Annotated in this window: 24 protein-coding genes; 11 read left to right on the forward strand and 13 right to left on the reverse strand. The window is 60.9% G+C overall.

Annotated elements, in window-relative coordinates; genetic code table 11:
- Positions 1-142 precede the first annotated feature (142 nt).
- Positions 143-1,501, reverse strand: a complete 1,359-nt coding sequence (locus tag AEP_RS13420) for an ATP-binding protein (RefSeq protein WP_198301826.1) — start codon at positions 1,499-1,501, stop codon at positions 143-145.
- A 4-nt stretch (positions 1,502-1,505) separates the two neighbouring features.
- Complete coding sequence (locus AEP_RS13425; protein ID WP_087495848.1) at positions 1,506-2,039, reverse strand: heme NO-binding domain-containing protein; 534 nt, start codon at positions 2,037-2,039, stop codon at positions 1,506-1,508.
- Positions 2,040-2,172: 133 nt separating this feature from the next.
- On the opposite strand from AEP_RS13425, the gene AEP_RS13430 reads away from it, so the two are divergent.
- Together AEP_RS13430 and ypfH are read left to right on the forward strand one after the other, a co-directional pair.
- Positions 2,173-3,378 (forward strand): multidrug effflux MFS transporter, encoded by a 1,206-nt coding sequence (locus AEP_RS13430; RefSeq protein WP_087495849.1) that lies wholly within the window; start codon positions 2,173-2,175, stop codon positions 3,376-3,378.
- 4 nt (positions 3,379-3,382) lie between these two features.
- Positions 3,383-4,066, forward strand: coding sequence for an esterase (ypfH, locus tag AEP_RS13435; RefSeq protein ID WP_087495850.1), 684 nt, complete (start codon positions 3,383-3,385; stop codon positions 4,064-4,066).
- An 18-nt stretch (positions 4,067-4,084) separates the two neighbouring features.
- Here the strand turns inward: ypfH and AEP_RS13440 are convergent, their stop codons facing one another.
- Together AEP_RS13440 and AEP_RS13445 are read right to left on the reverse strand one after the other, a co-directional pair.
- Positions 4,085-5,488 (reverse strand): aminopeptidase P N-terminal domain-containing protein, encoded by a 1,404-nt coding sequence (locus AEP_RS13440; RefSeq protein WP_087495851.1) that lies wholly within the window; start codon positions 5,486-5,488, stop codon positions 4,085-4,087.
- A complete protein-coding gene (locus AEP_RS13445) occupies positions 5,485-6,333 on the reverse strand; it encodes a nucleotidyltransferase family protein (protein ID WP_087495852.1) in 849 nt (282 codons plus the stop codon). The genes AEP_RS13440 and AEP_RS13445 overlap by 4 nt, the downstream gene beginning before the upstream one ends.
- Positions 6,334-6,469: 136 nt before the next feature.
- Here AEP_RS13445 and AEP_RS13450 point away from each other — a divergent pair, with 136 nt between their 5' ends.
- The 3 genes from AEP_RS13450 (at position 6,470) to AEP_RS13460 (ending at position 10,414) form a co-directional block, all read left to right on the forward strand.
- Positions 6,470-7,264, forward strand: coding sequence for a ParA family protein (locus tag AEP_RS13450; protein ID WP_087495853.1), 795 nt, complete (start codon positions 6,470-6,472; stop codon positions 7,262-7,264).
- A gap of 107 nt (positions 7,265-7,371) precedes the next feature.
- Positions 7,372-9,660: a penicillin-binding protein 1A gene (locus AEP_RS13455; protein ID WP_232459828.1), complete on the forward strand. Its 2,289-nt coding sequence runs from the start codon at positions 7,372-7,374 to the stop codon at positions 9,658-9,660.
- 82 nt (positions 9,661-9,742) lie between these two features.
- Entirely contained in the window at positions 9,743-10,414 is a 672-nt protein-coding gene (locus AEP_RS13460; protein WP_232459829.1) for a PEP-CTERM sorting domain-containing protein, read from the forward strand.
- A 66-nt stretch (positions 10,415-10,480) separates the two neighbouring features.
- On the opposite strand, the gene AEP_RS13465 is transcribed toward AEP_RS13460, so the two are convergent.
- A complete protein-coding gene (locus AEP_RS13465) occupies positions 10,481-11,602 on the reverse strand; it encodes an NADH:flavin oxidoreductase/NADH oxidase (protein ID WP_087497336.1) in 1,122 nt (373 codons plus the stop codon).
- A gap of 133 nt (positions 11,603-11,735) precedes the next feature.
- Here AEP_RS13465 and tkt point away from each other — a divergent pair, with 133 nt between their 5' ends.
- Together tkt and gap are read left to right on the forward strand one after the other, a co-directional pair.
- Entirely contained in the window at positions 11,736-13,814 is a 2,079-nt protein-coding gene (gene tkt, locus AEP_RS13470) for a transketolase (protein WP_087495856.1), read from the forward strand.
- A gap of 97 nt (positions 13,815-13,911) precedes the next feature.
- Positions 13,912-14,910, forward strand: a complete 999-nt coding sequence (gene gap, locus AEP_RS13475; RefSeq protein ID WP_087495857.1) for a type I glyceraldehyde-3-phosphate dehydrogenase — start codon at positions 13,912-13,914, stop codon at positions 14,908-14,910.
- 176 nt (positions 14,911-15,086) lie between these two features.
- On the opposite strand, the gene AEP_RS13480 is transcribed toward gap, so the two are convergent.
- Positions 15,087-15,791, reverse strand: a complete 705-nt coding sequence (locus AEP_RS13480; protein ID WP_087495858.1) for a Crp/Fnr family transcriptional regulator — start codon at positions 15,789-15,791, stop codon at positions 15,087-15,089.
- A 95-nt stretch (positions 15,792-15,886) separates the two neighbouring features.
- On the opposite strand from AEP_RS13480, the gene AEP_RS13485 reads away from it, so the two are divergent.
- From AEP_RS13485 to rarD, 3 genes are read left to right on the forward strand one after another with little or no spacing between them, the layout of a single operon-like run.
- On the forward strand, positions 15,887-16,408 hold the full coding sequence (locus AEP_RS13485) for an Mpo1 family 2-hydroxy fatty acid dioxygenase (protein ID WP_087495859.1): 522 nt from the start codon (positions 15,887-15,889) through the stop codon (positions 16,406-16,408).
- Entirely contained in the window at positions 16,405-17,262 is an 858-nt protein-coding gene (locus tag AEP_RS13490) for a bile acid:sodium symporter family protein (RefSeq protein WP_087495860.1), read from the forward strand. The genes AEP_RS13485 and AEP_RS13490 overlap by 4 nt, the downstream gene beginning before the upstream one ends.
- Positions 17,263-17,271: 9 nt before the next feature.
- Positions 17,272-18,150 (forward strand): EamA family transporter RarD, encoded by an 879-nt coding sequence (rarD, locus tag AEP_RS13495; RefSeq protein ID WP_087495861.1) that lies wholly within the window; start codon positions 17,272-17,274, stop codon positions 18,148-18,150.
- 4 nt (positions 18,151-18,154) lie between these two features.
- On the opposite strand, the gene AEP_RS13500 is transcribed toward rarD, so the two are convergent.
- The 3 genes from AEP_RS13500 to AEP_RS13510 all read right to left on the reverse strand — a co-directional run bounded on the left by AEP_RS13500 (position 18,155) and on the right by AEP_RS13510 (position 21,776).
- The gene (locus AEP_RS13500; RefSeq protein ID WP_087495862.1) at positions 18,155-19,669 is read right to left on the reverse strand and encodes a PglL family O-oligosaccharyltransferase; all 1,515 of its coding nucleotides are present in this window, start codon (positions 19,667-19,669) and stop codon (positions 18,155-18,157) included.
- Positions 19,669-21,282 (reverse strand): GNAT family N-acetyltransferase, encoded by a 1,614-nt coding sequence (locus AEP_RS13505; RefSeq protein WP_198301827.1) that lies wholly within the window; start codon positions 21,280-21,282, stop codon positions 19,669-19,671. The genes AEP_RS13500 and AEP_RS13505 overlap by 1 nt, the downstream gene beginning before the upstream one ends.
- A gap of 89 nt (positions 21,283-21,371) precedes the next feature.
- Positions 21,372-21,776, reverse strand: coding sequence for a 5-carboxymethyl-2-hydroxymuconate Delta-isomerase (locus AEP_RS13510; RefSeq protein WP_087495864.1), 405 nt, complete (start codon positions 21,774-21,776; stop codon positions 21,372-21,374).
- 107 nt (positions 21,777-21,883) lie between these two features.
- Here AEP_RS13510 and AEP_RS13515 point away from each other — a divergent pair, with 107 nt between their 5' ends.
- Positions 21,884-22,330, forward strand: a complete 447-nt coding sequence (locus AEP_RS13515; RefSeq protein WP_087495865.1) for a nuclear transport factor 2 family protein — start codon at positions 21,884-21,886, stop codon at positions 22,328-22,330.
- A gap of 73 nt (positions 22,331-22,403) precedes the next feature.
- On the opposite strand, the gene AEP_RS13520 is transcribed toward AEP_RS13515, so the two are convergent.
- The 4 genes from AEP_RS13520 to AEP_RS13535 are packed head-to-tail and all read right to left on the reverse strand — an operon-like array spanning position 22,404 to position 24,861.
- Entirely contained in the window at positions 22,404-23,135 is a 732-nt protein-coding gene (locus tag AEP_RS13520) for a tRNA-uridine aminocarboxypropyltransferase (RefSeq protein WP_087497337.1), read from the reverse strand.
- 8 nt (positions 23,136-23,143) lie between these two features.
- A complete protein-coding gene (locus AEP_RS13525) occupies positions 23,144-23,707 on the reverse strand; it encodes a restriction endonuclease (RefSeq protein ID WP_232459830.1) in 564 nt (187 codons plus the stop codon).
- A gap of 12 nt (positions 23,708-23,719) precedes the next feature.
- A complete protein-coding gene (locus tag AEP_RS13530) occupies positions 23,720-24,613 on the reverse strand; it encodes a PA4780 family RIO1-like protein kinase (RefSeq protein ID WP_087495866.1) in 894 nt (297 codons plus the stop codon).
- Positions 24,610-24,861, reverse strand: coding sequence for a hypothetical protein (locus tag AEP_RS13535; protein ID WP_087495867.1), 252 nt, complete (start codon positions 24,859-24,861; stop codon positions 24,610-24,612). The genes AEP_RS13530 and AEP_RS13535 overlap by 4 nt, the downstream gene beginning before the upstream one ends.
- Positions 24,862-24,911: the final 50 nt, after the last annotated feature.

The following is a 24,911-nucleotide window of genomic DNA, read 5'->3' on the forward strand; positions in this document are numbered from 1 at the left end:
TGGCTACAGAAACCATTTCTGCGGCATGGAGTGAATGGTAGGCACTGCGCCTCAATAAAGCCAATCGCATTTGACTAATCTATAGATAGAAACTATCTTTCGTAGTCCCAAAGGGGCGGCGTGCCACGCTCTTGTTAGGAAATCAGGAAGCCCGCAGGGTGCCTGCCTGGTTCAATGCCTGGCGCAAGGTGTCGAGTTGCACAGGTTTGCTCAAAAACAAATCCATGCCGGCTTCCATGCAGGCGATACGGTCTTCCGCGTAGGCATTGGCCGTCATGGCAATAACCAACGGTTGCCGGGCCAAGGGCATGGCGCGGAGGGCCTTGGCGGCCGTGATGCCGTCCATCTCCGGCATTTGCATGTCCATCAGCACCACATCGAATTCCGCCTCCCGGAGTCGCTCCAAGGCGAGCAGTCCGTTCTCGGCCTCCATGTGCGGCGGGCAGCCCAACTGTTTGAGCTGGTTACGCGCCAGCAGGCGGTTGAGAGGCTGGTCATCCACCAGCAGGATGCGCAGCCCCGACAAATCCATTTGTGCCGCAGGTGCCGCTTCTACGGCAACTTCTGCCGGTCGCGTCCAGGCCTCGGGCGCAGACAGGCCCAAGGCAGCGGGCGACAAGGTAAAGCTGAATTCAGTCCCGACTCCGGGCGTGCTTTGCACCTGCAAATCGGAGCCCATTTGGACAATCAGCGCTTTGCAAATCACCAAACCCAGACCGGTGCCGCCGAACTTGCGGGAAATGGAACTGTCCCCCTGCTTGAACGGCTCAAACAACTGCGACATCACCTCCGCGCTCATGCCGATACCGGTGTCTTTCACACTGCAACGCAAGCCTTCGGGCGTGCAGAGCAGCGCAATGCGAACCTCACCTTCCGAGGTGAACTTGAGCGCATTGCCCACCAGGTTCATCCAAACCTGCCGCAAGCGGTTCGGGTCGCCGGTCGCATGGTCGGGCACATGGTCATCCATGTCGAGGTGCAAGACCAATCCCTTGGCCTGTGCCTGTGTGCGGAACAGCGCCAGAGTGTCCTGCACCACCTGCCGGGGATTGAAAGGAATGCGCTCCAACTCCATCTGGTGGGCTTCAATCTTGGAGAAGTCCAGGATGTCGTTGATCAGGCTGAGCAGGGCATTTCCCGCCATGAGGATGTTGTCCACATAGCCGGCCTGCTCGTCATTCAGGGGCGTGGATTTCAGGAGCTCGGTCAGGCCGAGTGCGCCGTTCATGGGCGTGCGGATTTCGTGGCTCATCATCGCCAGAAAGCGGCTTTTGGCCACGTTGGCCGACTCGGCCTGCACCAGTGCGGCTTGCAGCTCCGCCGTTCGCTCGCTGACCCGCTGTTCCAGCACCTGGTTGGCTTGGAATAAGGCCAGGCTCTTTTCTTCCAGCAAATGCTCCGCTTGCTTGCGCGCCGATTTCTCGCGGTCCAGCCGCCCCTGCATACGCCTCAGGGCTTCGGCATGAGGATCCAGCGGGGGCGGGGCAGCGGAATCTGTCACGCAGTCAGGCTTTGTTGCGGAGTTCGAAGCGGATAGCCCCATCCGGCAAGTTGACGCGAGTGACGTTGACCGGGTCACCGAAGTGGGTGACCGCACCGGCAATCAGGCCCTCGGCCAGGTCGCCGAAGTGCCGGGGGGAGGCGTAGAGCATGTTCAAGCCGTCCGGCAAACGTTCGCAATCAAAGCTGGGCAGCTGGGCGTCCGGGTAGAGCTTGCGCACTTCGGTATGGATCACCGACTCGATGCCATACAAGAAATCGACCGCCGAAGTAATGCCGCCGAAAAACGCGGGGTACAGCGCATGAAAGCGTCCGAACAGGTGCACACCAAAGGCATGTACCAGCGCCGGCACCGGCAGGCCCGAGCGCTGCGAGAGCGCGACCACCATGCCTACGAGCTCATTGTGGTCGTAAGTGCCGACTGCTGTGTATGCACCGCCGCTGGGGGGCGCACTGTCGTCAATGATGTCGTCCACCATGTCGGCAGAGAACTTGTCCTCCACCATTTCCAGAAACTCGGTAAAGACCATGCCTTTCATGCGCAATCTCCTTTAGGGGGTTTCCGCTTTATAGCCGAGCCCGAGCCAAAATGTGCAGGAAAAAGAGCCCGCATTCACCTTCAATCACACACCCGCCCCGCGTGTAACGCGGCGGGGGTATGCTCGCGCCCCTATGAAAACTTCCTTCTTCGGCACCGCCCTGGTGCTCGGCTTGCTGTCGGCCATCGGCCCGTTTGCCATTGACATGTACCTCCCCGCCCTGCCCTCCATCGGCCAAAGCCTGGGTGCTTCCATGGGTGCGGTGCAGGCCAGCCTGATGGCGTTTTTTATCTCGCTGGGTGTGGGCCAGATCATTTACGGCCCCGTGTCCGACATGGTGGGCCGCAAGGCGCCCCTGTACTTTGGTCTCGTGTTGTTCGCTCTGGGCAGCGTAGGCTGCGCGTTGGCGCCGGACATTGAAACCCTGGTGGTGCTGCGCTTCATCCAGGGGCTGGGCGCCTGCGCCGGAATGGTGATTCCGCGCGCTGTAGTGCGCGACCTGCACACCGGGCATGATGCCGCGCGGCTCATGTCGCTGCTCATGCTGGTGTTCAGCGTGTCGCCCATTCTCGCGCCTCTGGCCGGTAGCGTGCTGATTGAAGTGTTTGGCTGGCGCGCCGTTTTCTGGGCTGTGACCGTGGCAGCCTTGTTGGGCCTGGTGTTGTTGGCCACGAGTCTGCCGGAAACCCGCCCTCCGGAAGACCGCGTCAACAGCAGCTTTGCCAGTGCGTTGGCCGCTTACGGCGTGCTGTTGAAGGACCGGCATTTTCTGGGCCTGGTGTTCATCGGTGCCTTCGGTATCTCCAGCTTCTTTGCCTACTTGGCAAATTCATCGTTTGTGCTGATCGACCATTACGGTCTCACGCCCCGGCAGTACAGCATCGCGTTTGCGGCTAATGCGGCGTCTTTCATCGGCATTTCGCAGTTCACCGGCAAGCTCAGCGCGCGCTTCGGCCTGGTCAAGCTGGTGAAGTTTGCGGTGGTGGGCTACGCGCTGACGATGAGCCTGCTATTAGCGGTCAACCTCAGTGGTATGGAGCGGCTGGATGTGATGCTGGGTATGCTGTTTGTGGGCTACGGTTTCTTGGGCCTGGTGGTGCCGACCACGGCGGTGTTGGCGCTGGATGAACATGGCGAAATTGCCGGCACCGCCTCGGCCCTGATGGGCACCCTGCAGTTTGTGACCGGTGCGGTGGTCATGGCAGTAACGGGTGCCATGGCGGATGGCACGGCCCGCCCCATGGTGGCGGGCATTGCGGGTTCGGCTATCGTTGCGTGGGTGCTGGCCCGCATCACATTGCGCCATGCAGGCCGCGCGGCCGCACAAGACAAGGAGTAAGCCCATGACAGACATCGTCGTTCAACAGCCGGCAGGCACCCCCCAACAACTTTTCATGTTGCACCACGGTGTGGGCGCCACGCCCGAAGGTCTGGTGCCGTTTGGCCGGCGCTTGGCGCAAGAGTTTCCTGAAGCGCTGGTGGTTAGCTTGCAAGGGCCACAGGCCTCTGACCTCGGCCAGGGCTACCAGTGGTTTTCAGTGGTCGGGATAACCGAAGAAAACCGCCCTGAGCGCGTTGCCGCCGCCATGCCCGCGTTTGTGAAAGCCGTGCAGGACTGGCAAGCCCGTGCCGGCGTCAGCCCCGAGGCCACAGCGCTGGTGGGCTTTTCGCAGGGCGCCATCATGGCCTTGGAATCCACCCAGCAAGATGTCTTTTTGGCCGGCCGCGTGCTCGCCTTGTCGGGCCGCTTCGCCCAACTGCCCAAGGCACCGCACGCCCACACCACCCTGCACTTTGTGCATGGCAAGGCTGACAAGGTCATGCATTACGGCTACACCGTGACGGCGGCAGAGCACCTGGTGAGCCTGGGCTCGGATGTGACGGCCGACGTCATCCCCTTCGTAGGCCATGAGGTGAATCAGGATGTGGTGGACACGGCCGTCGAGCGCCTGCTCGGCCACCTGCCCAAGCGCCACTGGGAGGCCGTCCACCAGGCGGCCGAACAGGACGACACCGCCGAGGACTGATCGACCCGTTATCGGACCTTAGCGCATCAAGGCTTCAATAGCATCTGCCTCCACCGGCACGCCGCGGCTGATGAGCTCGCAGCCGGTGTCGGTGACGATGGCGTCGTCTTCGATGCGGATGCCGATGTGGTGGAACTGCTCCGGCACCCCTGGTGCCGGACGCACATAAATGCCGGGCTCAATGGTCAGCACCATGCCGCTGCGCAGAATGCGCGCGGGCCGGTTCACGATCTCATTGCCGGTGAGAGCGTCTTTGCGCACATGCTTGGTGCCCAGCTCGGATGGCTCGGTGTACGAGCCGCAGTCATGCACATCCATGCCCAGCCAGTGGCCGGTGCGGTGCATGTAGAACTGGAAGTAAGCGCGCTTCTCGATCACATCGTCCAGGCTACCCACGGTGTTTTTGTTCAAGAGCCCCAAGTCCAGCATGCCTTGCGAAAGCACGCGCACCGTGGCGTCATGCGGGTCGGTAAAGCGCGCGCCGGCCTTGGTGGCTTCCACAGCGGCCACTTGCGAGGCCAGCACCAGGTCATACAGCGCGCGCTGCGGGCCGGTGAATGTGCCGTTGGCAGGGAAGGTGCGGGTGATGTCGGAGGCGTAGCCGTCCAGCTCGCAGCCCGCGTCAATCAGCACCAGCTCACCATGGCGCACCGGGGCCGCGTCGGCACGGTAGTGCAGCACGCAGGCGTTGGCACCGGCGGCCACGATGGAGCTGTAGGCCGGGTACTGCGAGCCCTGCAGGCGGAACTCATGCAGCAGCTCAGCGTCCAGGTGGTATTCGCGCACGTCTTTGCCTTCGCGCAGCATGCGGGCCGACAGCTGCATGGCGCGGATGTGGGCTTGCGCGCTGATCTGCGCGGCGCGGCGCATCACGTCCTGTTCATAGGCATCCTTGATCAGGCGCATCTCATCCAGCGGACCGCACAGGTCGCGCACCTGCTCGGGCACCAGGGTGCCAAAGCGCACTCGGGCGCGCAGACTGCTGAGCCAGCCGTCGATGCGGGTCTCCAGGCCCTTGTGGGTGGCAAAGGGGTACCAGACGGCATCGGCGCCATCCAGCAGTGCGGGCAGGCGTTGGTCCAGCTCGTCTACTGAATAGGCGGCGTTCACGCCGAGGGTGCCCGGCGCTGCATCCGGCCCGAGGCGAAAGCCGTCCCAGATTTCGCGCTCCAGGTCTTTGGGTTGGCAAAACAGGGTGGTGGTGCCGTCACCCTGGATAACCAGCCAAGCCCGCGGCTCGGCAAAGCCGCTTAGGTAATGGAAGTAGCTGTCATGGCGGAACAAAAAGTCCGCATCCCGGTTGCGCTGCTGCTCCGGGGCCGTGGGCAGCACCGCCACGCCATGCGGGCCGATGTGGGCGGCCAGGCGCACGCGGCGGCCGGCGTAGTCTGCGGTGAGTGCGGAGGTGGAGGGCTGGGTCATGGTGTCTGTGCGTTGAGTTCTGCCAAGCGCTCGGGGGTGCCGACGTCGGTCCAGCGGCCAGTGTAAATCTCGGCGCTTACCCTTGCACCCTGCATGGCCCGGCGCAATAGCGGGGCCAGCGGCGCCTTGATGCCTTGCGGGTTGCCGGCGGGAATGTCGCACCAGGGCTGGGCAAACAGGTCGCGGTGAAACAGGGCAAAGGTGCTGTAGGTGTAGCGGGACGCAGTGCTGTCCGGAGCGGGGTCCACGCAGCGGCCAATGCCATCCGCGCCCACGGTCTCCAACCCGAAGTCCCCTTTCGTGTTGTGCGCCGGGTTGGGCACCAGCCACAGGTGGGCCAACATGCCGCTGCTCGTAAAGCGCTCCAAGGCGCTACGGGTGAACACCATGTCGGGCGCAAACACGTCACCCGCCATGGACCAGAAAACCGTGTCCAGCAGCGGCAGGGCACGGGCAATGCCGCCAGCCGTCTCCAACGCACCACCGAAATCTCGGCCTTCATGAGAGTAATGCAGATGGATGCTGGTGGTTGGTTGCTCTGAATTTGATAGCTGCTTGCGAACATCCATCGGGCGCTGGAGGGCTAAAGCATCTTGAAACGCAGCCTCGATCTGTTCGCCCAACCAGGCCGTGTTCACCATGGCAGACGCAAAGCCCCCTGCGGCCAGCGCCTCCAAGTGGTACTGCATGAGCGGCTTGCCGTGCACCTGCAGCAGGGGCTTAGGGCGGGTGTCGGTCAGCGGGCGCATGCGCTCGCCGCGGCCGGCAGCCAGCACGATGGCGGGGCTGGTGCGTGCGGGCGAGGCGGTGTCAGAAGAGGGGTCAGAGGGCAATAGGTCAGGCATGGTGAGGAAGCATAGCCCACGGACTGGCGCAGTTTTTGCCTGCATGGCGTGTGCGCAGGGGTGTTCAGCGCCGTGTCATGCGGCCCCGCTAGACTGCCTGCATCCCCGTGGACCGCTTTGATCAAAGGAAATCGTTATGCAGCACGTTGTTTTCAACCAGAAAGGTGGCGTTGGCAAGTCCACCATCACCTGCAACCTGGCTGCCATCAGTGCGTCCCAAGGTTTGCGCACCTTGGTGATTGACTTGGACTCCCAGGGCAACTCCAGCCGCTATCTGCTGGGCGCCGACATGGCCGACGAGCTGCCCAACGTGGCCGAGTTTTTTGAGCAGAGTCTCAAGTTCACCGTGCGCGACAAGCCTGCGAGCGACTACATCAGCGAAACCCAGTGGCCCAATCTGGACCTGCTGCCATCCAGCCCGCTGCTCGACGAGCTGCACAGCAAGCTGGAGAGCCGCCACAAGATCTACAAGCTGCGTGACGCCCTGGAGCAGTTGGCCGCCGACTACGACCAGATTTACATCGACACCCCGCCGGCACTCAATTTCTACACCCGCAGCGCGCTGATTGCCGCGCAGGGCTGCCTGATCCCGTTTGACTGCGACGACTTTTCCCGCCGCGCGCTCTACACCCTGCTGGAGAACGTGCAGGAGATCAAGGCCGACCACAACAAGAATCTGGAAGTGGAAGGCATCGTGGTCAACCAGTTCCAGCCGCGCGCCAACCTGCCGCAGCGCCTGGTGCAGGAGCTGATTGACGAAGGCCTGCCGGTCTTGCAGCCTTACCTCGGTGCCTCGGTGAAGATCCGCGAGTCGCACGAGCAGTCCAAACCCATGATTTACCTGGAGCCCGGCCACAAGCTGACGCAGGAGTTTGTGGCTTTGCACGACGCCTTGTTGCCCAAGAGAAAATCAGGCAAAAAGAGCAAGTAGCGCTCGCCCATATTGCGCGAGCAGCTCCTTTTTTCATAGCGTTTACAAACGGGTCGCCAGCGTGCGACCGGCACTGTCGATAATGCGCGCTCCATCTTCGAGCCGCTATGCAAACCACTTCCTGGGGCCCCTGGCCCATGCGCATCCTCAAAACCGGCCTGGTGTTGGCAGTGCTGGGTGCCCTGTTTCTGGCCGCTGCGGTCGCGTTTTTCTCGACCCAGCTGCCGGATACATCTTCCCTCTCCAATTACCAACCCAAGCAACCGCTGCGTGTGCTCACGGCCGATGGTGTGGAGGTAGCCGGTTTCGGGACCGAACGCCGGGTCTACAAACCCATTGACCAGATCCCCAAGCTGATGAAAGACAGCCTGCTGGCCGTGGAAGACTCGCGCTTCTATGGCCATGGCGGGTTGGACCCCATTGGGGTCGCTCGCGCCATCGTGGCCAACCTGACCGGCGGCCGTACCCAGGGGGCGTCCACGATCACCCAACAGGTGGCGCGCACATTCTTCCTGAGCCGCTCGCGGACACTGGAGCGCAAAATCAAAGAAGCGCTGCTGGCCTACAAGATCGAGTCGCAACTCAGCAAAGACCAGATTCTGGAGCTCTACATGAACCAGATCTACCTGGGTGCACGGGCGTACGGCTTTGAGGCGGCGGCACAGGCCTATTTCGGCAAAACGCTTTCTGCGCTCAGTGCGGCCGAGTGCGCCATGCTGGCCGGCCTGCCGCAGAACCCTTACTTTGCCAACCCCATCCAGAATTTCGAGCGCGCACGTACCCGCCAACTGGTGGCCTTGAGCCGCATGCGATCGGAAGGGGTGATCGACGAAGCGCAGTACCAGGCAGCCAAGGCCGAAAAGCTCGCGGTGCGCAAACGCAATGAGGTGGATGTGCACGCGGAGTACGTGGCCGAGATGGTGCGCCAGCAGGTCTATGCCCAGTTCGGTGAGTTGAGCTACACCACAGGCCTCAACGTCACCACCACTTTGCGTGCTGCGGACCAGCAAGTGGCTTACAAGGCACTGCGTCACACGCTGGTGGAACACTCTCTGCGCCAGGTCTGGCGCGGTCCGGAGGGGCAGGAGAACCTCGCTGCCGACTTGAAGGACGAAGATCCGGCCGTGGCCCAGGCGCTGGCCGACTACGACGATGACGAAGACCTGCGCATCGCCATCGTCACACGCGCCAGTGCCAAGGCGGTGAGCGTGGTGCTGGGCTCGGGTGAGGCGATCACCATTGACGGTACCGGCCTGCGCCCCGCGCAGTCCGGCTTGGGTGACTCTGCAGCCGCCAAGCTCAAACTGCGCCGCGGCTCGGTGGTGCGCGTGCTGCAACAGGGCAAGGCCTGGAGCCTGGTGCAGTGGCCCGAGGCCGAAGGGGCTTTCGTGTCCATGGACCCGGCCAATGGCGAGATTCGCGCGCTGGTGGGCGGGTTCGACTTTCACCGCAATCAGTTCAACCACGTGACCCAAGGCTGGCGGCAGCCGGGTTCCAGCTACAAGCCCTTCATTTACTCCGGAGCCATCGAGAGCGGCATGCAGCCCGAGTCGCTTGTCAATGACGCGCCCATGGAAAACGTGGGTGATTGGGCACCCGAAAACGATGACGGCAGTACCGACGGCCCCATTACCCTGCGCCGCGCGCTGGCCCGCTCCAAGAACCTGGTGTCCATCCGCCTGATGCAGCTGCTTTCACCGGTGGGCGCCCGCGAGTGGACCAGCCGCTTCGGCTTCGACCCCGAGCGCCAGCCCGACAACCTGACCCAGGCTTTGGGCACTGGCTCCACCAATCCCTTGCAGATGGCGGGTGCGTATTCTGTGCTGGCCAATGGCGGTTACCGGGTTAATCCAGTGCTGATCCAGAAGATTGCCCGCACGAATGGCGAGGTGGTGTTCGAAGCCAAGCCTCAGGTGCTGGACGAGACCGTGCGCGCCGTACCGCAACGCAATACCTTCATGGTGTCCAGCCTGCTGCAAGAGGTCACTCGTTCAGGCACCGCGGCCAAAGCCCAAGCCACCCTCAAGCGCCCGGACTTGTATGGCAAAACAGGTACCACCAATGACGTGGTGGACGCTTGGTTTGCCGGTTACCAGCCCGGCCTGGTCGCGGTGGTCTGGGTGGGCTATGACACGCCGCGCAGCCTGGGATCGCGCGCCTCCGGTTCTGCACTCGCCCTTCCGGCGTGGATCGACTACATGGCTACCGCCCTCAAGAATGTGCCTGTTCAGGAAGTGCAGCCTCCTGCCGGCGTGGTCCGCGTTGGCGGAGACTGGCGCTACGAGGAATGGGCCAATGGCGGTTTTCTGGAAAGCATAGGCGTAGACGGGCAAGTCATATCGCCGGCACTGACCGTCAAGCCATCCCTAGGTTCGACTCAAGACGCGTTACCTTAAGTGTGATTTATTTCACACTCATTGCATCGAGACTAGTCCATACGGCCTACATGAGTTTTGTGGACTAATTCTTAAAATCGATGTGCAAAGTAGCGCTTTTTACAAACACAGGGTACATATGAAGAAATTTATCATCGTTGCGGCAATGGCTGCCACGTCCTTTTTGTCTGCGCATGCAGCTTCCATTACTGGCCTGGTGAACACTGGTAGTTTTGCAAGCGGTGCGCAAGATATCAACTATGCACTCAACGGCAATTCTTTCGGTTACGTGACCTCCAACGGTAGCTTTCCCCTCAACGGAGCTTGGATTGCAAATACTGCCACTTCGAAATGGATCACACCGGCCTTGAACCAAGGCACTTCCTTCGACCCAAGCGCCAATGGCACTTATTCATGGAAGCTGAGCTTTGACTTGTCGGGCTTTAACGCTGCAACGGCCAATTTTTCCGGCCGATTCGCGGCCGACAATTCTGCTGTGGTCAAACTCAATGGTGTGCAAGTTGGTACAGCAGGTGGATTCAGCAGTTTCTCCAGCTTCAGTGCGAATAGCGGTTTTTACAGTGGGCTCAACACTTTGGAATTCGTGGTGACCAACTTGGCTCAAGGCTCTGGTAACCCCACAGGCTTGCGTGTCGAGTTTCTGCAATCCAATGTGACTCCAGTTCCAGAACCAGAAACCTACGCGATGTTGCTGGCAGGCTTAGGTTTGATGGGCATGATTAGCCGTCGCCGCATGAAGGGCAAGGCTGCTTAAGTTCAGTCCGTGTCAGCAGCAAAAAAGGGAGCCTTGGCTCCCTTTTTTTGTTGGCCATAGAGGAACTCAACGCGAGCCCACCGCCACCTTGCCGAAGACGCTCTGAGCCTCGCGCGGTAGGCAGCGCCAGTAGACGGGGTTGCCTTCCACTTGGCCACCCAATGCTGCGGCGGCGTGCCATCCCCAGCGCGGGTTGTAGAGGAAGGCACGGGCCAGGGCGATCAGGTTGGCATCGCCGGCTTGCAGAATGTCTTCCGCTTGCTGCGGCTCGGTGATCAGTCCTACCGCCGTGGTGACCATGCCGGATGCCTCGCGGATGCGCTTCGCAAACGGCACCTGGTAGTTGGCACCCAGCGCAATTTTTTGCTGGGGCGAGACCCCGCCGCTCGACACGTGGATGAAGTCGCAGCCCAGCGCCTTGAGCTGCTGCGCAAACACCGCGCTTTGCTCGACATCCCACGCACCCTCCACCCAGTCGCTGGCAGAGATGCGTACACCCAGCACACCGCGGAAGGCGCTTCGCAGTGCGGCAAACACTTCCAGCGGAAAGCGCATGCGGTTTTCCAGGCCGCCCCCGTAGGCATCGGTGCGCTGGTTGGCGATGGGCGACAAAAACTCATGCATCAGGTAACCATGGGCCGCATGGAGTTCGATCGCCTCCACACCCAACCGGGCGCTACGAATCGCAGCTTCTACGAACGCGGCTTTGACGCGCTCCATGCCTTCCAGTGTCAGCTCGGCGGGCGGTGGTTCCTGGGGCAACTGGGGAAGTGCTGAAGGACCTACCGGCTCCCACCCGCCCTCTTCACGCGCCAGCAGCTGCCCGCCCTGCCATGGCAGTTTGCTCGACGCTTTGCGACCCGCGTGCGCGAGTTGGATACATACCGCGGTGTGTGGCGCCAACTTGCGCGCGCGGTGCAGTTTGTCGGCCAAGGCGGCCTCGGTGCGGTCGTCCCACAGCCCGAGACAGGCGGGTGTAATGCGGCCTTCAGGCAACACGCCCGTGGCTTCGATGGTGAACATGGCGGCACCGCTATTGAGCAGGTTGCCCCAATGCATCAAATGCCAGTCAGTAGCCTCCCCGTTCATGGCTTGGTATTGGCACATGGGGGCCACCACAATCCGGTTAGGCAAAACGAGGCCGCCATCGGGCGAGGGGAGGGTGGTGGGGGTGAAGAGGAGGCTCATGTCAAAAGCATAGCCCAAGGGCGCCAAGCGCGTGCGCTGCAGGGGTGTAAGGTCCGCCGAAACCCGCACCGGTAAAATCGCGACAGTTTTACGCTTCCACTCTTTCTTAACCTACCTCCCGGAGTTGCCCTCAATGGCCCCCACCCCCAATACCAAAGACATGGCAAATGCCATCCGCGCACTGTCCATGGACGCTGTGCAACAAGCCAACTCCGGTCACCCCGGCGCCCCCATGGGCATGGCCGACATGGCAGTGGCATTGTGGGGTGAGCACCTGCGCCACAACCCCACCAACCCCCACTGGGCCAACCGCGACCGCTTCATCCTGTCCAACGGCCACGGCTCCATGCTGATCTATGCGTTGCTGCACCTGACCGGCTACAAGCTGCCTATCAACGAACTCAAGAACTTCCGCCAGCTGCACAGCAAAACCGCGGGTCACCCCGAGTTCGGTATCACCCCCGGCGTGGAAACCACCACCGGCCCCTTGGGCCAGGGCATCACCAACGCCGTGGGCTTTGCCTTGGCTGAAAAGCTGCTGGCCAAAGAATTCAACCGCGAAGGCCATGCCATCGTGGACCACCACACCCATGTGTTCATGGGTGACGGTTGCCTGATGGAAGGCATCAGCCACGAAGCCGCCGCACTGGCCGGCGCCTGGAAGCTGGGCAAGCTGATCGCCCTGTATGACGACAACGGCATCTCCATCGACGGCCAGGTCGCTCCTTGGTTCATTGACAACACCGCCCAGCGTTTTGTGGCCTACGGCTGGAACGTGATCGGCCCCGTGGATGGTCACGATGCTGCTGCTGTCTCTGCTGCGATTGCACAAGCCAAGGCCGGCACCGACAACCGCCCCACCCTGATCATCAGCAAGACCCACATCGGCAAAGGCAGCCCCAACCGCGCCAACACCTCCAAGGCCCATGGCGAGCCTTTGGGCGCTGAAGAAATCAAGCTCACCCGCGAAGCTATCGGCTGGAGCCACGCCCCCTTCGTGATCCCTAAAGAGGTTTATGCAGACTGGGACGCTAAGGAAAAAGGCAAGGCTGCAGAAGCGGCGTGGAACGACAAGTTCGCCGCGTACAAAGCCGCTTTCCCTGAGCTGGCCAAAGAGTTCGTGCGCCGCATGAAGGGCGACCTGCCCAAGAACTTCGTGCAGACCGCGGTGGACACCGTGATCGCTGCCCACCAGAAGGGCGAAACCGTGGCCAGCCGCAAGGCCAGCCAGTTGGCGCTGGAGTCTTTCACCGCTGCATTGCCCGAAATGCTGGGGGGCTCTGCCGACTTGACCGGCTCCAACCTGACCAACACCAAGAGCACGCCCAACCTGCGTTTTGACGCACTGACCGGCGACGTGGTGACCAACGAAGCTGGCCAGGGCGGCCGCCACATCAACTACGGTGTGCGCGAGTTCGGCATGGCTGCCATCATGAACGGCGTGGCCCTGCACGGTGGTTACATCCCTTACGGCGGCACTTTCCTGACCTTCAGCGACTACAGCCGCAACGCCATCCGCATGGCGGCTTTGATGAAGCTGCGCGTGGTGCACGTGTTCACCCACGACTCCATCGGTCTGGGCGAAGACGGCCCCACCCACCAGTCCATCGAGCACGCTGCTAGCCTGCGCCTGATCCCCAACCTGGATGTCTGGCGTCCCGCTGACACGGCCGAAACCGCCGTGGCATGGACGGTGGCTTTGCAAAACAAGGCCAAGCCTACTGCGCTGCTTTTGAGCCGCCAGAACATCGCTTACGCCGCCAAGTGCGACTCCGTTGCCGCCCCTGATGCCTCCGGCATCGACTCCATCAGCAAGGGCGCCTACGTGTTGTCCGAGCCGTCCGATGTGGGCATCAAGAAGAAGACCCAGGCGGTGATCATCGCCACCGGTTCCGAAGTACAGCTGGCGATTGCTGCGCAAAAGGTGCTGGCCGAGCGCAAGATCGCCGTGCGCGTGGTCTCCATGCCCTCCACCACCACCTTTGACCTGCAAAGCACCGAGTACAAGTCCAGCGTGTTGCCGGCCGGCGTGCCCCGCATTGCGGTGGAAATGGGCTCCACCGGTGGCTGGTGGAAGTACGGCACAGCCGCCGTTGTCGGTCTGGATACGTACGGTGAATCGGCTCCCGCTCCGGTACTGTTCAAGCACTTCGGCTTCACGCCTGAGAACGTGGCAGACACCGTGGAGGCCGCATTGACCCGCAAAGTTTGAGTTGGCTCAAGCGGCGCGTATTTCTTGATGAAAAGCGCCGCTTACCAAGTGGTTACACCCGCTTATAGTTTCTAGTTGATTTTTATTGAGGTATCCCATGGCAATCAAAGTAGGTATCAATGGTTTCGGTCGCATCGGCCGTATGGTGTTCCGCGCAGCGGTGCAAAACTTCAACGACATCGAAATCGTCGGCATCAACGACCTGTTGGAGCCTGACTACCTGGCCTACATGCTGCAGTACGACAGCGTGCACGGCCGCTTCAAGGGCGAAGTGTCTGTCGACAATGGCGTCCTGATCGTCAACGGCAAGAAGATCCGCCTGACCCAGGAGCGCGACCCCGCGAACCTGAAGTGGTCTGAAGTCGGCGCCGATATCGTGGTCGAGTCCACCGGTTTGTTCCTGACCAAGGAAACCGCCCAGAAGCACATCGACGCGGGTGCCAAGAAGGTCATCCTGTCCGCTCCCTCCAAAGACGACACCCCCATGTTTGTGTACGGCGTGAATGACAAGACCTATGCCGGCCAAGCCATCATCTCCAACGCGTCCTGCACCACCAACTGCCTGGCTCCTTTGGCCAAGGTGATCAATGACAAGTTCGGCATCAAGCGCGGCCTGATGACCACCGTGCACGCTGCCACTGCCACCCAGAAGACCGTGGACGGCCCGTCCAACAAAGACTGGCGCGGCGGCCGCGGCATTCTGGAAAACATCATTCCTTCCAGCACTGGCGCAGCCAAGGCCGTGGGCGTAGTGATTCCTGAGCTGAACAAGAAGCTCACCGGCATGGCTTTCCGCGTGCCTACCAGCGATGTGTCCGTGGTCGACTTGACCGTCGAGCTGAACACCTCTGCCACCATTGCCGAAATCAACGCAGAGTTGAAGGCGCAATCCGAAGGCGCCTTGAAGGGCGTGCTGGGTTACACCGAAGACAAAGTGGTTGCTACCGACTTCCGTGGTGACAGCCGCACTTCCATCTACGACGCAGAAGCCTCCATCGCTTTGGACGGCACCTTCGTCAAGCTGGTGAGCTGGTATGACAACGAATGGGGCTACTCCAACAAAGTGTTGGAAATGGCTCGTGTCGTTTCGAAGTAAAGTTCACCCCCGTGGCGGCTTTGCCGCCTCCCCCTTGCAGGGGGGCGCTACCTGCAGCCCGGCGGAGCCGGTTCTGCGGTAGCCTTGGAGGAACTCCCCCTCATGCAAGCAAAACGCGCCTTCGGGCGCGTTTTTTTATGGGCGGTGGCGGAGCTTTTTTGGCGGAAGCAGATGCGTTATTCGCACTCGGCGCGCAGCGCCTGCAAATCCAGCAGCTCTATACAACCGCGTTGCACCTGCAACACCCCACGGGCCTTGAAGTCGCGCAGGATCTGGTTGGTGGTCTGGCGTGACACACCGATCATCAAGGCCAGTTGTTCCTGGGTGACGGCCAGCACGCGCAAGGTACGGTCGCTTTCTGTGGCCTGGCCGTAACTCAGGGCCATGGTCAGCAGGCGCCGTGCGAGGCGCTGGGGCGCAGGCAACACTGTTTGTTCCTCCATGCTCACAAAGGCTAGGCGTAGCTTGTCTGCCATAAGTACTGCGAGGTCTCGCCAATGCACCGGGTGGCTTCCAAGCCATGCGAGCAACTCTTCATGAGGTACGTGTAGCAATGTGCAAGGTTCGGCCGCATGGGCGTCGTGGGTGCGGGCAGAGCCGTCAAACACCGAAATCTCCCCGAACCATTGGGGCGGCGACAGCAGCACCAACACAGCCTCACGCGCCCCGTCTCCCTCGCCACTGTGCCCGGAGATGCGGATGGTGCCGCGCACCACGGCATAGAGACCGCAGGGCGCGGCGTCCCGCAGAAACAGCTTTTCGCCGGCCTGCAGTTGGCGTACACGGGCCATGTCCAGCAAGCCTTGGGCAAAGTCCGGCGGCAGCTGGGCAAACCAGCGACCGCTGCGCAGCATGGGCAAATGGCTGGAAACGTCGGGCATCAGGGCTTTCACTAGGTGGGGTGTGATGTGTCGGCTACTTGACAGACGGCAAGCATACCTGCACCCATGATCCGCCCAGAGCCAAGGAGACAAACATGAAAAACCTCACCGATCACCTAACCCAATACGCCGCCTATCACCAGGACGGACGCAACGTTGCCACCCACTTTGTAGGAATCCCCATGATCGTGCTGGCGGTCACCATCCTGCTGTCGCGCCCCCAGTGGGCAGCTGCGGGTTTGCACCTTAGCCCGGCCGTTCTGGTGGCGCTGGCTTCTACCTGGTTCTATACACGGCTGGATGCGCGCTTCGGTGTCGTCATGGCAGTCTTGTTGGCGGCCGCGCTGGCGGCCAGCCAGTGGTTTGCCGCGCAGAGCACCAGCGTCTGGCTGGGTTGGGGTATCGGCTTGTTTGTGGTGGGTTGGGCCTTCCAGTTTGTGGGCCATTATTTCGAGGGCAAAAAACCCGCCTTTGTGGATGACCTGATCGGCCTGCTGGTGGGACCCCTGTTTCTGGTGGCCGAGGTGGCCTTCCATCTGAACATGCGCACGGATGTGCGTGATGAAATCCGCCGCCGTCTGGGCACTGCATCCGCACCCGGCGGCCTTGCCGCATGAGCTTTACTGCCGCCCTGCCCAGCCTGTTGCTGGTCGCTCTGGCATTGGTCATGTTCGGCCTCGGGCTGTCATTGACCGTGCAAGACTTCGCGCGCCTGCGCCAGCATCCGCGTTCGGTCTTGCTGGCTTTGGTACTCCAGATGTTGGTATTGCCGGCCTGTGCTGTGGCGCTGATTGTGCTGATGGGTGTCCAGCCCATTTACGCCGTGGGCCTGATGCTGCTGGCGGCCTCTCCCGGTGGAGTGTCTGCCAACTTGTTCAGCCATCTCTTCGGCGGCAATGTGGCCATGAACATCTCGCTCACGGCCATTAACACTGTGCTCTCCATCGTCAGCCTGCCGCTCATTGCCAACTGGGCCATCGCGACCTACCTGCAAAGCGGGCAGGTGGTGCCCCTGCAATTCGGCAAGGTGCTGGAAGTGGTGGCCGTGGTTATGGTGCCGGTGGTCATCGGCATGGTGGTGCGCCACCATCGTCCCGGGTTTAGCGAGCGCATGGGGCCGCCCATGAAAGTGTTCAGCGCGCTGGTCTTGGCCGCCTTTTCGTTGATTGCCATTGTCAAGGAATGGGCAGCGCTCTCGGAGTCGTTCAGCAGTCTGGGACCTGTGGTGCTGTTGTTCAATCTGGTGAGTCTGTTGGCGGGTTACTACCTCTCGCGGGGCGCGGGGCTGGACAAACCCATTGCCACAGCAGTGAGCTTCGAGATTGGAATCCACAACTCGACCCTTGCCATCTTTGTTGCGATGGCTGTCTTGGGCAATTTGCAATTGGCTCTGCCTGCTGCCATCTATTCGGTCAGCATGTACCTCACTGCAACAGCGTTTGGATTTTTGGTGCTGCGCCGGGGCGGGTAAGCTCCCTGCATGCAAACCGGTGTTCTTTATGCGGCCCTGGCCTATCTGGCTTGGGGCCTCTTCCCCATCTATTTCAAACAACTCTCAGTCATCCCCGCCCTGGAGGTGGTGATGCACCGCACCGTCTGGTGCATGGTCTTGCTGCTGGCGGTGTTGGCCGTGCGCCGGCAGTGGGCTTGGCTGGGTGCGGTGTGGCGCATGCCCAAGGTCATGGGCGCATTTGCCCTCTCGGCGGTGCTCCTGGGGATCAATTGGCTGGTGTACGTGTGGGCTGTACAAAACGGCCATGTGCTGGACGCCAGCCTCGGCTACTTCATTCTCCCGCTGGTCAACGTGGGGCTGGGTTTTGTGTTCCTGCAAGAACGCCCTCGCCCCGGGCAATGGCTGGCCGTCGCGGTAGCCGCTGCCGGTGTGCTTTGGCTGGCCTTGCTCTCGGGCCATGTGCCATGGGTGGCATTGGTGCTGGCCGTCACCTTCGGGTTCTACGGCCTGCTACGCAAAGTGGGCGCACTGGGCGCGCTGGAAGGGTTGACGCTGGAGACCCTGGTGCTCGCGCCATTTGCTGGGGGCTTGTTGCTGTGGTGGGGTCTGCACGGGCAGGGTGCATTGGTGCAGGGTAGCGCGGCAGACATCGGATGGCTGCTGTTGGCCGGGCCCTTTACGGCGGTGCCATTGCTGCTGTTTGCAGCCGGCGCGCGCCGCGTGTCAATGGCGACCATGGGCATCCTGCAATACATCTCGCCCAGCTTGCAACTGTTGATCGGTGTGTGGCTGTATGGCGAGCCGTTCGCCTCGGCACGGGCCATCGGTTTTTGCCTGATATGGGCAGCGCTGGTGGTGTACAGCTTGGAGGGCTGGTGGTTCAGTCGCCGCAGTGCGGCGCTTTGAGCACTCAGTAGCCTTCGCGGTACGCTGCCCGCCATTGCCGGCGAATGTGCTCGGTGAGCGGGCTTTCCATACTCAAGAGAGCGGCACTTTCCAGTAGCACCGCAATGACCTTGGGCTCTGGCGAAAAGTGCAGGGTTTGCAGGGACGCTTTGTATAGCGCCTCTGCCGTCTCTGACGTGACCGGCGTAGTGGTCACATAAGCAAACTGCACCTCCCCACGGAAGATGACCGAGTCGCGCACTTTGTTCAGCGTGTCTTCACGCCACATGTCGGCGCGGAGTGCGGGCGGCATATAGAGTTGGCTGACGCGCCAGTAGTCCCAACCGGCGTAGGCGGTCGTGGTGATCAGCAAGCCGGCTACACCGCTCGCCAGTACCGGCAGCCCGGGCCAGTGCAAAAGTGGGCGTCCGCAAAGCATGCCTGCTGCGAGTACGGCAGCTACCTGAAACGGGGCATACCACAGCGGATACTCCAGCAGGCTGTGCACGGCCAACACCATCAGTACGCCCCAGGCCAGCTGGCGGGTGGCAGACACTTCACGCCAAGGGCGCGCCCGCAATGTCAGTACCAAAGCGGCACCACACAGCGCCACCGATGCTGGCACGCCAAGCGTGACGGCAAGATGCAGGGGCAGGTTGTGTGCGTTGTCCAGAATGTCGTTGAAGCGTTCGCCGGCATAAGGGTGCATGAAGTGGGCAAACTTCAGCTCACCCCACCCCCATCCGACCCAGGGCCGCTCGCGGATCAGCTCCAGCACATTGGCCCAGAGTACGGTGCGAGCTTCGCCGCGCCTGGTTTCATTGAAACGGTCCAGCGTACTACTGGGCTCCAAGCCACTAACCGCTTGCAGAAGTAAAGGCAGCACGATATTGGCCGCCAGATACAGGCCCAGTGCCAGCACGCTCCATCGCAGCAGGGGGCGCTGGCCGTGCGTCTCCCATACCAGTGCCAGTCCGGCAATCAGCAGCCATTGCACGGCCCCAGTGCGCGAGCTGCTGGCCGCATTGCCTGCCGCCAAGAGAAGCACCGCGGCAGCAATCAGCCACTGCCGCAGTCTGTGTGCCGGGTACAGGTCGCGTTTTGCCGGCCACTGCGCTATGAACAACAGGCTCAGCAGCCCGATGGAGGTGAGTGACGCAAACTGGTTGCGTTGCCGCAGGTTGGCGAACGCATTGCCAGTGGTGGTGCGGGTGATCCACTCACTTAGCCAGCCCTCTACGGCCCCAAAGTACTGCAGCAGAGCCATGATCGAGCTCAGTAGCGCTGCCACCAGCCATGCCACGGCCACTGTGCGCACCAGTTGGTGCAGCGAGAGCCAACGTCCACCCATCGCCCAAACGAACAGAAAGCCCGCGCTGGCAGCTGCTGTGACGAAGCGTTGCATCATGTCCGGGTTGGGGCCCCAGCTGAAGGGATGCACCCACGGAAAGGCCACGCACAGCGCCAGGCAAATGAGCCAAAAAAATGGCGTGTCTGCAGTTTGAAAACTGGAGAAGCGCTGCGTTGGTTCGAATCGCATTAGGTGACTTTGGCTTCGAGTTCAGTACATAACGCGGTAACTGCTAAAGAAGACACTTGCCCCATCAGACAGATTTGTAGCCAGTTCCTCCGCATAAGGTAAGTGCTTGCGAAGCTGCATTCGAATCCGGCATCCAGAAGTTCCTCTCCCAACTTCTTGGATGAAATGCTGGACGGCAACTGGAGTGTGAATATGGCGGGGGAGCGGGTGGCGTTGTTGACAATTAGTGATGCCTTCAACTTCTGCAACGTGACAAGCAGTGACTCTTCTGCCTTCGCGCTTCCTTTCCAGAAGGTCACAGGTGAAACACGCAACGCGGCGCCCAAGGCCTCCAGCAGGTTGGAGGATCCGCTGAAAGGTACTCCTGAACTTTCAGAGTAATTCTGAAGATTCAGATAGCCGGGGATGGCCTGAGCTTCAAGACTTTTTGACTCCCACAGCTTATCGGGATCATAGAAAACCATGGCGAGCCCAGTGAGTGCTGCCAACCCTTTGCCGCTCACCGAACTAGCTGCACGCGCACGACTCCAATCACACGGAACTACACCCAACGTACTGGTGCCGTCGATATGGAGAAACAAACCATTCGCGTCACACAGATCTTGCAACTGACCCACATCATTCAACTGGCCAGTTGAGGTTTCGCAGTGCACGCACCAAACCCATCGAATATCCGTGTTGGTTTGCAGATGGTCGGTAATGGCTTCAATATCCCATGCCGCACCCCATTCCTGTTGATGATGGATGTAGTCCAAGTCAAAGCCATCGGCGTGTTTGACCAAGCGTTCGCCGAACTCACCGTTGGAAATAATCAGGCCTCTGCTCGCAAGTAGTTTGATGTGAGCGGCAATGACGTCGTTTGCGAGGCTGCCCGAACCGGAAAGAATCTCGACGGCCTTGCAATTTGAAAGTTGCATCAAATCCAACTTGCACTTAGTCAAAAGTGCTTGATACCGGACCGACCGATGTGAGTAAGGCCGCTGTCCAACCGCCTCCAAGACAGAGGGATGAATATTGACAGGTCCGGGAAGAAAACAATATGGAGCTTTTGACGTAGCTTCACTTGCGGACTCCCCAACCGGCAACGCCTTGAGTTGGCGATTGACCGTTTTGCGGGTCATATACATGGGTTGGTAGCGCGCTCCTTCGGTGCCCACTGTCTCGGCAAAGGACTTGAAACCGAGGCGCTCGTACATCGGAATGTTTTCCACCCGTCCCGAAATCAGTGCCCTGTCGAAGCCCTGAGACATGCAGTGCTTGAACAATGCTTGGAACAGTTCCCTGAGTACTCTACTGTGCCGGTGAGTCGGTTGAATTGCCAGCAACCTGATCTCACAAACCGATTCACCTGGTTGCATGTAATCATCGAGATTCGACAGTTTGGAATCCAATGAGAATGGCCGTTGATTGCGCAGTGCCAACATACCGACGATTTCATTCTCTACTTTGGCTATGAAGTAGGTGTTCTCTGCATGAAACTTGTCGACCAATTTGCGATCGGGGTTGGTTTGATGCTGCGGTATTTCCTCAACAAAGGTTGCGTAGTTGAGTTGTGCGATTTGTGTGAATTCAGCGCTTTCGTTTGCAATTTTGATTTCTATGTGCTTTGCCATTTCCCTCATTTCCTAATTTATTTGGCTCACAGTTTCATCAAACTTTCCATCCAACAGCCACCCCGACCGTTAAACTGAAAGACGCAAGGCTAGGCTTTGTTGAACAGCGGGTGCAGTGTGCTGTGTTTGCCGTCGAACACTTCGTGCCCTTCGTCGATCTGCACCGTAATGCCCAGCGGCTTATTCGCGAGTACGTCAGCCAGGTAACTGCCGACCGTGGCTTTGAGGGCCTCCCCCATCTGCTGATGCACCACCGGGCTGCGGCCCTTGGCCATGCGCAGGTTCATATACAAAAAGCCGTAGTCGCCCTTGCCGTCTGCCACGGCGCTGTGGGCGGCCGGATAGGCCAGCACCCGCGTGCCGCCTGTGGGGAATACCTGCTTGCCGCTCTCATCACGCTGGGCGAGCATGGTGTCACACAAGCTGCGGCAGAGACCCGAGATATCGGCTTCACGGTCCAGGTTGGCGGTGTACAAAATGACCAGGTGCGGCATGGCGTCTCTCGGGCTTCGAAAAAGTATTGGTGTCGTTCAGGCAGGCCCCGATGGTAAGGCCTGCAAATGGCCAGGAACTTTCTGCCGGCGCGGCTATCCACCCACCCATGAAACTTCTACGCACACTCACCGTCATGCTGGCTGCGGCCCTGGTTACCACCATTGCTGCCGCTGAAACTCCCACAGAAACCCATAACCGCGAATTGGTCGTTAGCTTTTACCAACAGCTGTTTGGCGACAAAGACATCACTGTCATTGACCGCTACGTTGACGAAGGCTACATCCAGCACAACCCCACCGTGCCCACCGGGCGCGCGGCCATCAAAGAGCTGTTTGGCAAGTATTTTGTCGGTGCGCCCAAGACCAAGGTAGATATCCGCCGCGTTGCGGCCAGTGGCGATCTGGTGTGGCTGCATATCCGAGCCCCCATGCCGAATGGAAGCGTCTCTGCCGTCGTGGACATCTTCCGGGTGCAAGGCGATCGCATCGTCGAACACTGGGATGTCATTCAGCAAGTGCCTGAAAAAGCGGCCAATGACAACACCATGTTCTAAGTACCCCCCCCCCTGGCGCACATGGGTAGTGCGCTGACAGCTATAAAAAATATAGCAAACAAGTCAGGGAGGATTAGCTCAGTGCCTGCAGCGCCAAATGGGCTGGCGTATCCAGGTGCGGGGGCAACTGGTGCTTGGCCTGCAGGTAATGGTGGGTGTAAACGTCCAGCCATGCTTCAAGCGCCTGCGCAGCGCGGGTCTCGCCGGCCAGCTCCAGGCACAGTGCGCCCACTTCGCTGGTGCAGAAGTGGTCTTCGCGGCGCGAGCGGCGCAGGCGGTAGCGTGAGATCTGCTCAGGCTGCAGGCTGAGCACGGGAAAGCGGTCCAGGTACGGGCTCTTGCGGAACATCTTGCGCGCTTCAGGCCACGTGGCGTCCAGCAGGACAAATAGAGGTCTTTTGCCGGCGGGCATTTCAGTAGGGGCAGGCAGCGTGTTCACCACCCGGCCCGGCGTCACAAACTCGCCGGGAAACACTACATACGGCTGCCATTGCGGGTCGGCCAGCAGGGCCAGCAGCGCGGGGTCCACCTCCGTGCGGGCCCAGCCGAAGGCCGAGGTGTCGGGCACCACATCGGCAATCAGCCAGCCGGTGTTGCTGGGCTTGAGGGCTTCAATGTCCGCCATGATCAGGCACACCCCCGCCTGCACCGGCAGTTGCGGGCGCAAGCTGCAAATGCAATGAGCGGGGTTGATGCGGCAGCCCGGACAGCGCTCGCCCTTCATGCCACCACGGGCCAGAAAGGGCTTGCTGCTGCGGGCCAGCCGCTCGGCCCGCAGGCGCGACACGGCATGCGGCGCAGCCATGTCGCGCGTCACAGGCCCACTTTCACAGCGTGATCTTTGGCAAACTTCGCCGCCTGCTGGCTCAAGGAGCCGAGGCAAACATAGAACGCATGGTCAGCACCCATGGCCTCTTTCTGTGCCACTAGCGCCTCCAGTGCCTCCACGCCATGGGTCGCTGCCTTGTAGCGCTTGGCTGCCACCAGCGTGACTTGCCCGGCTTTTTCCAAACGGAAGTCGGCCGCACTCATGGTGCCGGATGTTGATGCGCCTTTTGCGGGCAAACGCGTCACCTCATAGCCCTGCTTGACGAACTTGGCCTCCAATTCCCGGGAGAAGTCCCGCCAGGACAGAGCCGCAATCCGTGCCATCTCTGCTTCCACTGCCGCTGCAGAAGGCGTATTCCATTGCCTCTTGAGTGCCACGCCACCCGTCACCACAAACGGAAACGCCCCTATCACGCCAAACACCACCAAGTCCTTGGGCAATAGCGCTGCGGAGATGGCACAGATCACCGCCACCAGCATAAAGCTGTACCACCACGGATTGCGCAACAGGATTGCAAACAGCGAATTGGGGGCCATCTTGAATTTCATCGGCGTGTCTCTTTACGGTTTGAATGGGGTGGTAGCCCCCGCCATGCGCAGGCGCCTTGCTGCATCTTCGGCCCGCGCGTCGTCAATCTCGCGCAGCACGGCTTGCATGTCCACATCGGCGTGGGCGCGCTCGTAGTGGCCGGTGAGCGGGGTGTCGTTGCTCAGCAAGCCGCCTTGGTACAGGCTCCAGATTTCCGGGCCGAATTCTGTCTGCAGCAGCGCAGGAGCAAACTGGCCAAAAAAGTCCCGCAGGTTGCCCACGTCGCGCATCAGCATGCGCTGGGCGTGGTTGTTGCCGGCAGCGTCCACGGCCTGAGGCAGGTCGATGATGACCGGCTCGTCCGCTCCTGCCTCGCCATCCGCCCCCGGAATGTGCGCCAGCAAGATGTTGAATTCCGACAAGTCACCATGCACCACGCCCGCACACAGCATGCGTACCACCTCGCCGATCAGCGTGGCGTGGTGTTGCAGTGCTTGCGCTTCGGTAAACGCCACGTCGTTCAGCCGGGGTGCGGCGTCGCCATGGGCGTCAGTCACCAGCTCCATCAGGAGCACGCCATCATGAAAGTTGTACGGCTGTGGCACGCGCACTCCGGCAGCGGCCAAGCGGTAGAGCGCATCGACCTCAGCGCTTTGCCACGCGGCTTCCTGCTCTTGCCGACCGAACTTGCTGCCCTTGGCCATGGCCCGGGCGGAGCGCGAATTTTTGACCTTGCGGTTCTCGGTGTAGTCCACGGCCTGGCGGAAGCTGCGGTTGTTCGCCTCTTTGTATATCTTGGCGCACAAGGTGTGCTCGCCCGAGCGCACCACAAACACCATGGCTTCCTTGCCGCTCATGAGCTGGCGCACCACGGTGTCGATCAGACCCTCTTCAAGCAGCGACTCCAGCCTGGGCGGCGCTTTCATCGGCGGGGCAGCGACCAGCCCGCCCGTTGGTTGGATTTGTTGTTTTCGTAATCCCAGATGGATGCACAGCGGGCGCAGCGGTAGCGGGTGACGGTGACCGAATGGCCGTCACGGTCTTCTTTACGGTTCTCGCCTTGCACGAGTTCAGCATGGCCAGGGGCGCGGCGCCAATCGCGCTGGATACCGCGGCAGGATTCGCACAATGCGGCTTCGCGGGCTTCTGCGGCGATTTTGTAGTTATCAGACATGAAAGGGTTTCTTGGGCGTCGCCGTCGTTGAGGGAAGGGGGGATTGTCGC

Source organism: Curvibacter sp. AEP1-3 (assembly GCF_002163715.1).
GTDB lineage: Bacteria > Pseudomonadota > Gammaproteobacteria > Burkholderiales > Burkholderiaceae_C > Allorhodoferax.